Raw genomic sequence first — 13,572 nt, forward strand, 5'->3', positions numbered from 1 at the left:
CAATTCCTGTTTATTGCGACGCAAGGTCCATGATGCGGACCTGATTTGCTTCGCTGCGGTCGAGCACGCCAGAAACGCGCCCCTCGTGCATCACCATCACCCGGTCAGACATGCCCAGAACCTCGGGCAGTTCCGACGAGATCATCAAAACGGCAACGCCTTGGCCCGCCAGTTCGGTGATCAGCCGGTGAATTTCGGATTTCGCGCCAACGTCGATGCCCCGCGTCGGCTCGTCCAGGATCAGGATGCGCGGCTTGGTCAGCAGCCAGCGGGCGATCAGCAGCTTTTGCTGGTTGCCGCCCGAGAGATTCTCGACCCGCTCCTGCAGATTGGGCGTCTTGACCCGCAGCGTCTTGGCCAGCTCTTCCGCCAGCGCGGTCACTTCGCGCTGCTGGACAAAGCCCGCCTTGACCTTGTCGCGGGTCAACAGCGCCATCTGGATGTTCTCCAGACAATCGAGGATCAGGAAACAGCCGGTCTCCTTGCGGTCCTCGGTCAGAAAGGCCATCCCGTGGTCCATCGCCACGCCGGGCGAGGTCACATCCACCACCTCGCCATCGATCCAGATCGTGCCCGAGGCCGCCGGGGTCACCCCGAAGATCGCCTCGGCCACATTGGAGCGCCCCGAGCCCACAAGCCCCGCCACTCCCAGAATTTCGCCCCGCCGCAGGGTGAAGGAGATGTTCTCAAACGTGCCCGGCAGCGTCAGATCCTGCACCTCAAGGATTACATCGCCGATCGGGCAGTCCACTTTCGGGAACATGTCGGTGATCTCGCGGCCGACCATCATCTTGATGATCTCGTCGCGCGTCACATCGGCGGCATCCACGGTGCCAATATATTGCCCATCGCGGAACACTGTCAGTTCATCCGCGATTTCAAAGAGTTCGCTCATTTTATGCGTGATGTAGACGATGCCGATTCCACGCGCCTTCAGATCTCGGATGATCGCAAACAGATGCTCCACCTCACTCTCGGTGATCGCCGAGGTCGGTTCATCCATGATCAGCACGTCGGAATTATAGGAAACCGCTTTCGCAATCTCGACCATTTGCTTTTCCGCCACCGTCAGATCGCCGACCATGGATTGTGGCTTCAGCCGGATGTTCAGCCGGTCAAACAGCTCTTGCGTTTGCCGCTCCATCTGGTTGTGATTGATCAGGCCAAAGCCGTTGCGCGGCTCGCGGCGAATCCAGATGTTCTCGGCCACGGTCATCGTGTTCATCAGGTTGAGTTCCTGATGGATCATCGCAATGCCAGAGTTCAGCGCATCGAGCGGTGTCTGAATGTTCAGCGGCTTACCGGCAAAGCGCACCTCGCCGCGGTCCGGCGTATAGACCCCGGCAATGATCTTCATCAGCGTCGATTTGCCGGCGCCATTCTCGCCCATGAGGGCATGAACGGTTCCCGGCCTCACCCGCAGCTGCACCTCATCCAGCGCCACAACGCCCGGAAATTCCTTGCGGACCCGGTCCACCTCGAGAATGAACTCGCCGGTGAATTTCGGCCGGTGACCCAGCTGTTCCTGCGTGTCGAGCATCTTTGTCATTCCCCACTTGCGCCCCGCCGGATCCGGACAAGCGCCCGGCCCTGCAAGGGCTGCCTCCTGCTGTCACGGCATCCCCATGCCGCGTCGTCTCCGGGGGCAGATGCCGCCCCCGGATTTTGCCGATCTGCCCCCGCACGACGGCGGGGCCACAGACGATCAGTTGGCCGATTTGTATTTGGACAGGTTTTCCGGGGTCACCAGTTCGAACGGAATGAAGACTTTGGTCTCCACGCTTTCGCCGCGCGCCAGTTTCAGCGCCGCATCAACCGAGCCCTGGCCCTGACCGGCCGCGTTCTGGAACACGGTGACGTCCAGATCACCCGCAGCCATGGCCGCCAGCGCGTCCTGCGTCGCATCGATGCCCGCCACAACCACGCTGTCCATCGAGCGGCCTGCGGCTTTCAGCGCCTGAATGGCACCAATGGCCATTTCGTCGTTGTTGGCGACGACCGCGTCAAATTCCACACCGGCCGAGAGCCAGTTCGAGATCAGGTCGGCGCCCTGGGTGCGCGACCAGTTGCCGGTCTGCTCTTCCACGATGGTCATGAAGGAACATTCCGGGGTGGCGATCACGTCTTTGATGTCCTGGGTGCGCACGCGGGCCGCCTGGTTCGACAGCTCGCCCATCATGACGACGATTTTTGCTTCGGTCTTGCCTGCCTCGGTCAGCAAGCGACAGACTTCCTGGGTTTCCAGCGTGCCCGAGTCAACTTCGTTCGAGGCCACAAAGGCTTGTTTCGCCGGCAGTTCGTCGACGTTGACCGGCTGACGGTTGACGTAAACCAGCGGAATGCCCGCGGCATCGGCAGCGGCCGACATGGCGACGGTGGCATCGGTATCCACCGGGTTGACGATGATCGCATCGACGCCCGAAGCGATGAAGTTCTGGATCTGGTTCAGCTGCTTGCCCACGTCGTTCTGGGCATCTTCGATCTGCAGCGTCACGCCGTCTTGCGTGGCCGCGTAATCCGACATCCCGTTGCGCAGGACGGTCAGGAAGTTGTCGTCAAACAGCGCCATCGACACGCCGATGTTTTCGGCCATCGCGGTGCTCGACACCAGCGCTGCAAAGCCAGCAATGATCAGAGTCTTCTTCATTTTCTTCCTCCACTGGCCGCGTCCGGTGCGCGGCTCCTCCAAACCGGAACGCCCCTCCCCAGGAGCGCGTGTCACAAAGGAAGTCCCGCTGGTGCCTTGGCTGGCTGGCGCCAAAACGGGCCAGACCAGCGAATCCCATGCGGACTCCCCCATCCACATTTGGAATTGATATTCTATTTTTGGACTTTCTCAATAAAAAAATTCCAAAATATCGCCTTGCCCCGTGGAAAAGCCAGAGCACAGCAAAATGGCACGGGGGTGCCCCGTGCCATTTTTCCTGTCGCCGCATCTTCCTGTCACTGCACCGGTGTCGCCCGGCCCGGCCTAATCGCGGGCGCGCAACTGACCCATCGGCGGCGCGTTGAGCGGCCGCAGGGCAAACAGCATCCCCGCCAGCGTCGTGGCCAGGATCCCCCCCAGGACAATGCCCAAGGCCGGGATCGGCGCGAAATGGAACGGGGTTTCCATCACATAGACCAGCACCGCCCAACAGGCCGCCGTGCCGATCGCCAGCGCCACCAGCCCCGCCGCAGCCCCCATCAACCCCGCGCGCAGGGCGAATGACCACAGGATCGCGCCCCGTGTCGCACCCAGCACCTTGAGGATCGCCGCCTCCCAGGCGCGCTGCCGCTCGCCCGCCGCTGCCGCCCCGATCAGCACGATAAAGCCGGTGACCAGCGTCGCCGCCGCCGCGATGGCGGTGGCGCGCGCAATCGCGCCCATCGCCTCGCTCACCTGCCCGATGGTCTCGCGCACGCCGATGGCGGTGATGTTGGGATAGGGGCCTGCAATGTCGCGCAAAATCCCCGCTTCCGCCTCAGGCGGGGCATAGATCGTGGCGATATGGGTATGCGGCGCACCCTGCAAGGCGCTGGCGTTCAGCACCAGCACAAAGCCGATGCCCGCGGTGCCGAAATTCACCTCGCGGAAGGAGGTGATCGTGGCGGGGATGTCGCGACCCAGCACATTGACCACCATCGTATCGCCGAGTTTCAGCCCCAGCTCTTCCGCCTCTTTCGCCGCCATCGAGACCTGTGCGGGCCCGGTGTAGCCCTCGGGCCACCAGGTGCCCGCGGTGATCTTAGTGCCTGAGGGCAAGGCATCGGCATAGGAAATGCCCCGATCCCCGCGCACCACCCAATGGTCGCCGCCCACCTCGCGCGCCGGGCGGCCATTGATCTCGGTGATCACCCCGCGCAGCATCGGCGCGCTGTCCACCCGGGTCACCGCCGGATTGGCGGCCAGCATCGCCTTGATCGGGTCGATCTGGTCGGGCTGGATGTCCACCACGAAATAGGCGGGCGCCACCTGCGGCAACTCGGTCGCAATCGCGTTGCGCAGCCCGGCGTCGATCTGCCCCACCGCCGCCAGCACCGACAGCCCCAGCCCGAGCGACAGGATCACCGCCCCCGCCTCGCTCTGCGGCCCGCCGATGGCCGAGAGCGCCGCGCGCAGCATCGGCCGCCCCTTCATCCCGGAGGCCAGCCGCCGCGCCAGCCGCCGCACGCCAGCCGCCACCAACGCCAGCCCGGCAAGCGAGGCGGCGATGCCCGCCATCGTGGCCAATGCCAACGTCGGCACGCCTGACAGCCCGACCGCCACGCCCACCAGCACCAGTGCCAGCACCGCAATCGCCAGCGCGGTGCCCCTGCCCGGCCAGCCGCGCCGCCCCGGCCCGATGTCGCGAAAGAGCGCCGCCGCCCGCACCTCCGCCATCCGGCCCAAGGGCCAGAGGGTGAAAAGCGCCGCCACCAGCGCACCATAAAGCGCGGCCTCGGCCAAGGCGCCGGGCGCAAAGCCCACCGTCACCGCAAAGGGCATCTGTGCCGCAATGATCCCTTCGGCCAGTTTCGGCAGCAGCGCGCCCAGCGTCAGCCCGATCACCAGCCCCAGGGCCACCAGCCCCGCCAGTTGCAACAAGAACACCTGCCGGATCAGCCCCGAGGTGGCGCCCAGCGCCTTCAGCGTGGCAATCGTCTCGGTCTTGCGCTCCATCCAGGCGCGGGTGGCCGCCGATATGCCGACACCCCCCACCGCCAGCCCCGCCAGACCGACGAGCACGAGGAAAGACCCCATCCGCTCGACGAACCGCTCCACCCCGGGGGCGGCGCGGCGGCGGTCGCTCCAGCGCATGCCAGCGCCCTCGAAATGCGCCACCGCTTCGCGTTTCAGGGCCGCGAGATCGGCGCCTTCGGGCAGGGTCAGCCGCAGATTGGTCTCAAAGATCGAGCCTGCTTCCAAAAGCCCCGCCCCTTCCAGCGCGTCCCGATGCAGGATCAGCCGTGGCCCGAGCGAAAAGCCCCCGGTGGCGCTGTCCGGCTCGCGCAAAATCCGGGCGCGGTAGGTAAAGCTGTTGCGCCCAAGCTGGAATGTGTCGCCGGGTTTCAGCCCCAGCCGGTCGGCCAGCACCCCCTCCAACACCGCGCCGGGCAGGCCGTTTTCCAAGCCCAGCGCCGCCGCCACCGGCATCGGCGGGTCGAGTTCCAGCGTGCCGATCAGCGGATAGGCATCATCGACGCCCTTCACCTGCGTCAGCGCGCGCTCGGCCTCCGCCCCCGCGCCCACCACCGCCATCGAGCGGAAATCCACGATCTCCGACACCCGATCCGCGCGGGCCTCGACCCAATCCCGCTCCTCGGCGGTCGGAAAGCGGTAGGTGAATTCCAGCTGCGCATCACCGCCGAGCAGCACCGCCCCCTGCGCATCCAGCGCCTGTTCGATCGCATTGCGCACGGTGCCCAGCGCCGCAATCGCCCCGGTGCCGAGGATCAGACAGAGGAGAAAGACGCGAAACCCCCGGATTCCGCCGCGCAATTCACGCCGGGCGATCCGCCATGCCAGAGCGCTCATGCGGTGATCCCGGTCTCGATGCGGCCATCGGCGAGCCGGATCACCCGGTCACAGCGCTCGGCCAGTTCCGGCGCATGGGTGACAAGGATCAGCGTCGCCCCATGCCGGTCGCGCAGGTCAAACAGAAGGTCCATGATCGCCGCGCCATTGGCGGCATCGAGGTTCCCCGTCGGCTCATCGGCCAGAAACAGCGCCGGACGTGGTGCCGCGGCCCGGGCAAGCGCCACCCGCTGCTGCTCGCCGCCCGAGAGTTCCGCCGGGTAATGTCCGCCCCGCGCCGCCAGTCCCACCGCCGCCAATTCCTCGGCTGCGCGATCAAAGGCGCCCTCGATCCCCGCCAGTTCCAGCGGCAAGGCCACGTTTTCCAGCGCGGTCATTGTCGGGATGAGGTGGAAGGATTGGAAAACGATCCCCATATTACCCCGACGGAACCGGGCCAGCTGATCCTCATTCATCGCGGTGAGATCCTGACCCAAGGCCGTGACCTGCCCGGCGCTGGCGCGTTCCAGCCCGCCCATCAGCATCAGGAGCGAAGATTTGCCCGAGCCCGACGGACCAATGAGCCCCAGACTCTCCCCCCGCTGTACCGAAAGTGTGATCCCGCGCAGGATCTCGACCGGCCCGGCATTGCCGGCAAGGGTCAGCCGCGTGTCACGCAGGTTCAGCACATCTTCCATTCTCGCGTCCTTCTCTCGGGGTCTCTTCCGATATGGCGCGCGACGGGCGGCCTGCAACCTCTTGCTGCCGGTGTTTTTTTTCACCCTGCTCGCGGCAACACCGGTTGCAGCGGCGGGACCGGAGGTGGTGGCGCTCGGCGACAGCCTCACCCAAGGCTATGGCCTGCCGGTGGAGGACGGGCTGGTGCCGCAATTGCAGGGCTGGCTCGACCGGAACGGGATTGCCGCGCATGTGACCAATGCCGGGGTTTCGGGCGACACCACGGCGGGGGGCCTCTCGCGCCTCGACTGGGCGCTGGCGCCGGGGACGCAGGCGTTGATTGTCACCCTCGGGGGCAATGACGTTTTGCGTGGTCTGCCGCCGGAGCAGGCGCGGGCCAATCTGGATGCGATCCTGACAAAGGCGGGCGCGCAGAACCTGCCGGTGCTGCTGATCGGCATTCCGGTGCCGGGGAATTATGGCCCCGAGTATCAGGCCGCCTTTTCCGCGATCTGGCCGGACCTCGCGGCCAAACACGGCGCGCTCTATCTCGACAATCTGCTGGCCCCCATTCTCGCCCGCCCCGAGGCAGAGCGCGCAGCCCTCATTCAGCCCGACGGGATCCACCCTTCGGCGGCGGGGGTGACGCTGATCGTGGAGGCTCTGGGTCCGAAAGTGGCCGAGCTGGTCGGCAAGCTCTGAGCTTCAGCGCAAAGTGGCGGTGCGGAACAGGTTCACCTTCAGCCCGCCATGCGCCACCGGCGCCTCCAGCGGCAGGAACGGCAGGCCGGAGGCCTTGGCCAGCCCGGCGTCCGAGGTGACCATGCCGACGCGCCAACCCCGGAACCGGCTGAGCAGCGTCTGCCCCAGCGCGCCATAGACCGAGAACAGCAGTTTCCGCTCGCCGATCCGCGCACCGTAAGGCGGGTTGACGATGACAAGGCCGGGCTTGACCCCTTCGGGCGGGGTGAGGTCGCTGACCGCATGGTGGCGGAAATCGGTGCAGGCCGAGACCCCGGCGCGGGCGGCATTGGCGCTGGCCATCCGCACGGCGCCCGTGTCGCGGTCAGACCCGAAGAACTGCAGCGGCGGCGTGGCCTTGGCCTCTGCCGCGCGCATCTTGGCCCAGATGCCGGCATCGAAACTCGCCAGTTGCTCAAAGGCAAAGCTGCGGCTGCGGCCGGGGTTCAGCCCCGCCGCGATCTCTGCCGCCTCGATCACGAAAGTGCCCGAGCCGCACATCGGGTCCATCACCGGCTCATCGCCGGTAAAGCCGCATTGACGCAGGAAAAGCGCGGCCAAAGTCTCGCGCATCGGCGCCTTGCCGACCGCCTCCTTATGGCCGCGTTTGTGCAGGCTCTCGCCCGAAGTATCGAGCGAGAAGGTGCAGAGATCATCCTCGATCCGCGCTTTCAGCACGAGCGGAGCCTCGGGTTCAATCGTCACCCCCAAAGTCTCGCGCAGCGCCGTCTCGATCCGCTGTGCGGCGGCCCCCGCGTGATAGATGCGCGAGGCTTTGCAGGTTACTTCAACCTTCACCGGCACATCGGCGCGCAGGGTCTGCCCCCAAGGGAATTTCCGCGCGCGTTTATCGAGTTGCGCCAGATGCATCACCCGGATCGCGCCGATCCGCACCAGCACCCGTGTCGCACCCCGGATTTCCAGATTGGCACGCCAGACATCAGGCCAGCCGCCGCGAAAAGCGACGCCGCCGGGCAAGGCGGCGGCACCCGCGAAACCGCGCTCCAGCGCCTCGGCGCAGAGCACGGCTTCAAGCCCGGGGGCGGTGACCAGAAAGATCTCGAAATCGCCGGAAGTGTCAGTGGTGTTTTCCATCCGGCCCGCATAGCCGGAAATCCACGCCGTTTCGAGAGGGTTTCGCGCCCCGCCCCCGGATTGCCTTATGCGGTCAGCGCCCCCCGGCGAAAACCGCCCGCGCGGATCAGATCCAGCAGCACAAAGGCGATCAGGGAAAAGCCCAGCATCGGCAGCGCCCAGCCAAAACCCAGCGCCATGAGCAGCGCGAGCCCGCGCGCCAGCCACCCCATCCGCAGCCAGAGCCGCAAAAGCGTTTGCGGCATCGCCCCCGCCGCCGGACGCCGCCGCCACCACAGCCGGTAGCCATAGGCGATGCTGGCCGCCAGCCCGAGGCCGATCGCCGCCATCAGGATCTGGTTCGGCAGGCCAAAGAGCACGCCCATATGCGCGTCAATCCCCCAGCGGATCAGCTTGGGGATCAGGGTGAATTCCGCGAAATCCGCGCGGCTGGTCACCGCCAGACTCGCCGGGTCCAGCGCCAAAGTATCCACCTGCGTCGGCCAGGAGCGGTCATATTCCCGCACCATCCAGGCCTTGCCCGGTTTCGGCACCCGGATTTCCAGCATCGGCGAGTCGAGGCCACCCGCGCGCGCCGCCGCTTCTACGGCGTCGAGGGCGGGCATCCAGTCCACTGCGGCTTCGGGGGTCGGCACCGGCGCGGCATGCGCCATATGCTCGGCATGTTCCCCCATCGGCATATCCATTGCCGGGGCCTCCGGCGTTGCCAGTGCCAGCGACACCGAAGGCGTCACCCAGCCGAATTGCCCGCGCAGGGCATCAATCCGCCCGCCCGCCAGCTGCGACCAGGTCAGGCCGGTCGCCGAGAGAAAGAGAAGCCCCAGCCCGATGGTGAGACCGATGGTGCTGTGCAGATGCCGCAGCCTTTGCCCCTCGGGCATCTCGCGCAAAGCGGGACGGCGGGTGCTGGGGCGCGGCCGCCAGAGCCACATGACAAAACCGCTGATCACCGCAACCCAGAGCCAGGAGGCGGCCAGCTCGCTGTAATAGCGCCCGATGTTTCCCATCAGGAGATTGCGGTGCAGATAGTCCAGCGTGATGCGGAAGGGCAGAATGCCGCTGGTGCCATAGACGGTCATGTCGCCCTGCACCGCCAGCGTCACCGGATCGACAAAGATCGCGCGGTTCTCGGATTCGCCCAGCGTGGGGTCACTGAACATCACCCGCGTGGTCATGCCCGGCGCGGGGGCCGGACGCAGTGCGAAAAACGCCAGATCCGGCCCGACCAAATCGCGCGCTGCGGCGGCCTGCGCGGCCAGGGGCTGCGGCGGCAGGGCGGGGTCGCTGGCCGGGGTGAACAGCGCATCGGCATAGAGCCAGCGCTCGATCTGCGGGGTGAGGACATAGAGCGTGCCCGTCAGCGCCGCGATCAGGATGAAGGGCGCAATGAACAGCCCGATATAGACATGCAGCCGCAGAATGAAGGGCCGCCAACCGGCGGTGGGGGCGCGCGACGCCGCCCCGGAGATGGAAAGATCGGTCATGAAAGGTCCTGAGACAGGGCGTGATCGGCCCGTGACAACATACCGCCCGACGGGGCGGCGGGGACCCTGACGGTCCGGTCCCGGCGAGAGGTCTCAGGCGGTCAGAGGGGGCGCACGCGGGCTGCGGAGCGAATCCCGCAGGCGGTTGTCCGCACGGGCCGCGCGGGGCGTGATGACGGTGGCGATGAACCGCCGCTCGATCGCGCGCAGCGATCCGGCACGGGGCGGCAGGACCGCCTGCGCCGCGACATGGCAGAGCGAACAATCCTGTGCGTGGTTCAAATGCGGCAGATTTCCCTCACTGTCGCAAAGATCCGACAGCGCACCGCCCCAGAGCAGGAAGGATTGCTGCCAGCTTTCATAGAGCGAGGGCAGACGGTGTTGCGACGACAACCCGAGGCCTGCCAGCACCACAAGGGCCAGCACAAGGCGAAAGGGTTGGGGCAGGATCATCCGGCGCATGTGCTGCTCAAAGCCGAAAACAGGCGTTTCGGCAAGGGGCTTTGGCATGGGCCTTTGGCAAAGCCCGCGCCTTTTCCGGCGGCAGAGCTGCGAGCGGGCGGGACTATGGGCGGTCGGCGCGACGCGGGCAGACGCCTGCGGATGGCGGAAGGGCCGGCAGACAATCTGCGCGGGCGTGATGTCGGGGCCGGTCCGATCCGGCGCGTTGCCCCAAAGGTCGGAGGGGGGCAGGCGCAAAGGATGGACGGGACCGGAAGGCGCAGGGCAACGGGATTGGACCGGGCCTGATTCTGGCCGGACGGGCGCAGACGGCCCCGCCCTGTTCCCCGCCCGGTCGTTGCAGGAGGGCCCCGGCGGCACTAGTCCTGACGCGCGTCAAAGGCCATCCGCGCGGCCTCCACCTCGGCCATGTTCTGGCAAGTCCACCGGTACAGCGCGCTGAACGGCGCCAGCAGCGTCACCCCGAGTGGGCTGATCTCATAGACCACGGCCACCGGCGCGCTGGGAATAACCTCGCGCAGGATCAGGCCGTTGCGCTCCAGCCGCCGCAACGTCTGGGTCAGCGATTTTTGCGACACGCCCTCCAGCCGCCGCTTGATCTCGTTGAAACGGGTGGGGCCGGATTTCAGCACCGCCAGAATCATCATCGACCATTTGTCGGCAATCTGGTCGAACAACAGGCGGCTGGGGCAATCCACCGAAAAGCGCTGCACGTCATCCTTCATCGCGGGGTTCCTTCTGGCCTGCTTACCGGCACCGGGCGCAGGTTCCCCGCAGGTAACCTGGTGCGCCGAAGGTGCGTTCTTGAAACCAAGTCTACAATGGATACCTTGCAGGCGACAAGTGACCTCCCCCAACCTGCCGGAGCCGATATGACCACCACCGACACGCTTTTCCGCCCCTTCACCCTGGGCAATCTCACCCTCAAGAACCGCATCGTGATGGCGCCGATGACCCGGGGCATGGCCCCCAACGGCATCCCCGGCGCGCGTCAGGCCGAGTATTACCGTCGCCGCGCGGCGGGCGATGTGGGTCTGATCCTGTCCGAAGGCACGGTGATTGACCGCCCCGCCTCGCGCAACATGGCGGGCATTCCGCTCTTTCACGGCGCGGCGGCGCTGGCGGGCTGGCAAGAGGTGATCGAGGCCGTGCATGGCGCAGGCGGGCGCATGGGGCCGCAGATCTGGCACACCGGCTCGACCCGTGCGGGTGAATGGGAACCCGAGGCGCCGGTGGAAAGCCCCTCGGGCCTTGTGGGGCCGAATGACCCGCGCGGCCAGGCGATGACCGAAGAAGATATTGCCGACACCATCGCCGCCTTTGCCCGCGCCGCCGCCGACGCCCAGCGCCTCGGCTTTGACGTGGTCGAGCTGCACGGCGCGCATGGCTATCTGATCGACCAGTTCTTCTGGGAGGGCACCAACACCCGCACCGGCCCCTATGGCGGTGCCACGCTGAAAGAGCGGGCACGCTTTGCCGCCGAGGCCGTGGCCGCCGTGCGCGCGGCCGTCGGCCCGGATTTCCCGCTGATCCTGCGGGTCAGCCAGTGGAAGCAGCAGGATTACAGCGTGAAACTCGCCCCCACGCCCGAGGCGCTGACCGATTGGCTGGCGCCCCTGGCCGAGGCCGGGGTGGACATGTTCCACTGCTCGCAGCGCCGCTTCTGGGAGCCGGAATTCCCCGAGCTGGATGGCGAAGAGGGGCTGAACTTCGCGGGCTGGACCAAGAAACTGACCGGCAAGCCGACGATCAGCGTGGGCTCGGTCAGCCTCGCGGGCGATTTCTTCGGCGCCTTTGGCGGTCAGGGGTCCGAAGCCGCCGGGCTGGAAAAACTCACCGCGCGGATGGAGCGCGATGAGTTTGACCTGATCGCCGTGGGCCGGGCACTGATTTCGGACGCCAATTGGGTGAAAAAGATCCATGGCGACACCGCCGAGCCGCTGAAAGGCTTTGACGCCGCCGATCTGGCCGAACTGGCCTGAGCTCGCCCGGATAATCCTTGACGGGCGGCGCGGCGCATGGCTCGCTCTGCCAAATTGCGTCACACTGCCCCGTCAAGGAGACCCGGGAATGGACCTGCACAGCTGGCTTGCCTTTGTCGCCGCCTCGATCGCGCTTTTGCTGATCCCGGGGCCGACCGTTCTTTTGGTGCTGAGCTATGCGTTGAGCCAGGGCCGCAAAGTGGCCGTGGCCACCGCCACCGGGGTGGCTTTGGGGGATTTCATCGCGATGAGCGCCTCGCTCGCCGGGCTGGGGGCTTTGGTGCTGGCCTCGGCCGGGCTGTTCACCGCGCTGAAATGGGCGGGGGCGGCCTATCTGATCTATCTCGGGGTCAAACTGTTGCGCAGCGCGCCGCGGGGGGATGTGACGCCCGAGCCGGGCGCGACGCCAGTCACCGCGCCACAGATGTCGGCCAGGGGGGTCTTTGGCCATGCGGCGATGGTGACCGCGCTCAACCCGAAATCCATCGCCTTTTTCATCGCCTTCGTGCCGCAGTTTCTGGACCCTGCGCGCCCGCTGGTGCCGCAATTTGCCGTGCTGGTGGCGACTTTCGTCACCCTCGCCACGCTGAATGCGCTGGCCTATGCGCTGCTCGCAGATCAGCTCCGCGACCGGATCGGCCGCCCGAGCGTGCTGCGGGCGCTGACCCGCACGGGCGGCGGCGCGCTGATCGCCATGGGGCTGGCCACCGCCGCGCTGCGCCGCGCCGCGTAAAGCGCCCCGGCGCGACGGTCCCGGGTTACGCCTGCCGCATGGCCCGCGGCCCCAGCCAGAGCGACAGCGCCACCAGCGCCAGCCCGCCGAGTTGCAGCGGGCTGAGCGATTGGCCCAGCAGCGCCCAGCCCGCCACCACCGCCGTCACCGGGCTGAGAAAGCCCAAGGCCGAGGCAGCATTCGGCCCCACCCGGCGCAAACCGCGAAACCACAGGAAATAGGTCAGCGCCGCACCGACCAGCCCCAGCCAGATCAGCCCCAGCAGGTTCACCCCGTTCAGCGGCGGCAAGGGCGGCTCCAGCCAGAGCGCCAGCGGCAACAGGAGCAGCCCTCCGGCCGTCAACTGCCAGGCGGTGAAGGTCAGAAGCGAGACCGGCGGCTGCCATTTGCGCGTCAGCACCGACCCCATCGCCATTGACAGTGCCCCGCCCAGGCCCGCCAGCAGCCCCAAAGGTTCGAGCGTCGCCTGCGGCCCGAGGATCAGCAGCGCCACCCCCGCCAGCCCGAGCAGCGCCGCGACCACCGCCAGCCCGCGCAGCTCAGTGCCCAGCAGGACCCGCGCCAAGCCCAGCACCAGAAGCGGCTGCACCGCCCCCACCGTCGCCGCGACGCCACCGGGCAGGCGGTAGGCCGCGATGAAAAGGCAAATCCAGAACAAAGTGAAGTTCAGCGCGCCGAGCAGAAAGATCCGCCCCCACCAGATCCCTCGCGGCAATTGCCGCACCACCAGCAGCAAGAGCATCCCCGCCGGCAAGGCCCGCAGCAGGGCCAGCGTGACCGGGTAACCCCCGGGCAGCATCTGCGTCGTCACCACATAGGTGGTGCCCCAGATCATCGGCGCCAGCGCCGTCAGCAGCAGATCGACAGTCCGTGTATGCGCCGCATCCGGCATCGGCAGGCCCTCCATTTATCTTGACGTCA

At 66.9% G+C, this 13,572-nt stretch carries 12 protein-coding genes; 3 read left to right on the top strand and 9 right to left on the bottom strand.

Annotation, left to right across the window (positions count from 1 at the left end):
• Nucleotides 1-10: 10 nt before the first annotated feature.
• The 4 genes from ACEN2S_RS02130 to ACEN2S_RS02145 all read right to left on the bottom strand — a co-directional run bounded on the left by ACEN2S_RS02130 (nt 11) and on the right by ACEN2S_RS02145 (nt 6,174).
• Nucleotides 11-1,549 (bottom strand): sugar ABC transporter ATP-binding protein, encoded by a 1,539-nt coding sequence (locus ACEN2S_RS02130; protein ID WP_441861733.1) that lies wholly within the window; start codon nt 1,547-1,549, stop codon nt 11-13.
• A 156-nt stretch (nt 1,550-1,705) separates the two neighbouring features.
• Complete coding sequence (locus ACEN2S_RS02135) at nt 1,706-2,647, bottom strand: sugar ABC transporter substrate-binding protein (RefSeq protein WP_441861735.1); 942 nt, start codon at nt 2,645-2,647, stop codon at nt 1,706-1,708.
• 324 nt (nt 2,648-2,971) lie between these two features.
• Complete coding sequence (locus ACEN2S_RS02140; RefSeq protein WP_441861738.1) at nt 2,972-5,497, bottom strand: ABC transporter permease; 2,526 nt, start codon at nt 5,495-5,497, stop codon at nt 2,972-2,974.
• Nucleotides 5,494-6,174 (bottom strand): ABC transporter ATP-binding protein, encoded by a 681-nt coding sequence (locus tag ACEN2S_RS02145; protein ID WP_441861740.1) that lies wholly within the window; start codon nt 6,172-6,174, stop codon nt 5,494-5,496. Before ACEN2S_RS02145 ends, ACEN2S_RS02140 begins: the two co-directional genes overlap by 4 nt.
• Before the next feature lie 70 nt (nt 6,175-6,244).
• Between ACEN2S_RS02145 and ACEN2S_RS02150 the strand changes: the two genes are divergently transcribed.
• Nucleotides 6,245-6,856, top strand: a complete 612-nt coding sequence (locus ACEN2S_RS02150) for an arylesterase (RefSeq protein WP_441861743.1) — start codon at nt 6,245-6,247, stop codon at nt 6,854-6,856.
• Between the two features lie 3 nt (nt 6,857-6,859).
• On the opposite strand, the gene ACEN2S_RS02155 is transcribed toward ACEN2S_RS02150, so the two are convergent.
• The 4 genes from ACEN2S_RS02155 to ACEN2S_RS02170 all read right to left on the bottom strand — a co-directional run bounded on the left by ACEN2S_RS02155 (nt 6,860) and on the right by ACEN2S_RS02170 (nt 10,661).
• Complete coding sequence (locus ACEN2S_RS02155) at nt 6,860-7,990, bottom strand: THUMP domain-containing class I SAM-dependent RNA methyltransferase (protein ID WP_441861746.1); 1,131 nt, start codon at nt 7,988-7,990, stop codon at nt 6,860-6,862.
• Nucleotides 7,991-8,055: 65 nt separating this feature from the next.
• A complete protein-coding gene (locus ACEN2S_RS02160; RefSeq protein ID WP_441861749.1) occupies nt 8,056-9,474 on the bottom strand; it encodes a PepSY-associated TM helix domain-containing protein in 1,419 nt (472 codons plus the stop codon).
• Nucleotides 9,475-9,567: 93 nt separating this feature from the next.
• Complete coding sequence (locus ACEN2S_RS02165; RefSeq protein ID WP_441861752.1) at nt 9,568-9,984, bottom strand: hypothetical protein; 417 nt, start codon at nt 9,982-9,984, stop codon at nt 9,568-9,570.
• A gap of 311 nt (nt 9,985-10,295) precedes the next feature.
• Nucleotides 10,296-10,661: a winged helix-turn-helix transcriptional regulator gene (locus ACEN2S_RS02170; RefSeq protein ID WP_441861755.1), complete on the bottom strand. Its 366-nt coding sequence runs from the start codon at nt 10,659-10,661 to the stop codon at nt 10,296-10,298.
• Between the two features lie 147 nt (nt 10,662-10,808).
• Between ACEN2S_RS02170 and ACEN2S_RS02175 the strand changes: the two genes are divergently transcribed.
• Nucleotides 10,809-11,918: an oxidoreductase gene (locus ACEN2S_RS02175; RefSeq protein ID WP_441861757.1), complete on the top strand. Its 1,110-nt coding sequence runs from the start codon at nt 10,809-10,811 to the stop codon at nt 11,916-11,918.
• Nucleotides 11,919-12,006: 88 nt separating this feature from the next.
• Entirely contained in the window at nt 12,007-12,651 is a 645-nt protein-coding gene (locus tag ACEN2S_RS02180; protein ID WP_441861760.1) for a LysE family translocator, read from the top strand.
• Nucleotides 12,652-12,676: 25 nt separating this feature from the next.
• Here the strand turns inward: ACEN2S_RS02180 and ACEN2S_RS02185 are convergent, their stop codons facing one another.
• Nucleotides 12,677-13,558, bottom strand: coding sequence for an EamA family transporter (locus tag ACEN2S_RS02185; RefSeq protein WP_441861762.1), 882 nt, complete (start codon nt 13,556-13,558; stop codon nt 12,677-12,679).
• Between the last annotated feature and the right edge of the window lie 14 nt (nt 13,559-13,572).

The sequence above is a fragment of the Phaeovulum sp. W22_SRMD_FR3 genome, assembly GCF_052113705.1.
Lineage (GTDB): Bacteria > Pseudomonadota > Alphaproteobacteria > Rhodobacterales > Rhodobacteraceae > JBGQOG01.

Excerpts from the sequence above, each read along its gene's own strand:
- ACEN2S_RS02130 (WP_441861733.1), bottom strand. The coding sequence starts at position 1,549 with ATGACAAAGATGCTCGACACGCAGGAACAGCTGGGTCACCGGCCGAAA.
- ACEN2S_RS02135 (WP_441861735.1), bottom strand. The coding sequence starts at position 2,647 with ATGAAGAAGACTCTGATCATTGCTGGCTTTGCAGCGCTGGTGTCGAGC.
- ACEN2S_RS02140 (WP_441861738.1), bottom strand. The coding sequence starts at position 5,497 with ATGAGCGCTCTGGCATGGCGGATCGCCCGGCGTGAATTGCGCGGCGGA.
- ACEN2S_RS02145 (WP_441861740.1), bottom strand. The coding sequence starts at position 6,174 with ATGGAAGATGTGCTGAACCTGCGTGACACGCGGCTGACCCTTGCCGGC.
- ACEN2S_RS02155 (WP_441861746.1), bottom strand. The coding sequence starts at position 7,990 with ATGGAAAACACCACTGACACTTCCGGCGATTTCGAGATCTTTCTGGTC.
- ACEN2S_RS02160 (WP_441861749.1), bottom strand. The coding sequence starts at position 9,474 with ATGACCGATCTTTCCATCTCCGGGGCGGCGTCGCGCGCCCCCACCGCC.
- ACEN2S_RS02165 (WP_441861752.1), bottom strand. The coding sequence starts at position 9,984 with ATGCCAAAGCCCCTTGCCGAAACGCCTGTTTTCGGCTTTGAGCAGCAC.
- ACEN2S_RS02170 (WP_441861755.1), bottom strand. The coding sequence starts at position 10,661 with ATGAAGGATGACGTGCAGCGCTTTTCGGTGGATTGCCCCAGCCGCCTG.
- ACEN2S_RS02175 (WP_441861757.1), top strand. The coding sequence starts at position 10,809 with ATGACCACCACCGACACGCTTTTCCGCCCCTTCACCCTGGGCAATCTC.
- ACEN2S_RS02180 (WP_441861760.1), top strand. The coding sequence starts at position 12,007 with ATGGACCTGCACAGCTGGCTTGCCTTTGTCGCCGCCTCGATCGCGCTT.
- ACEN2S_RS02185 (WP_441861762.1), bottom strand. The coding sequence starts at position 13,558 with ATGGAGGGCCTGCCGATGCCGGATGCGGCGCATACACGGACTGTCGAT.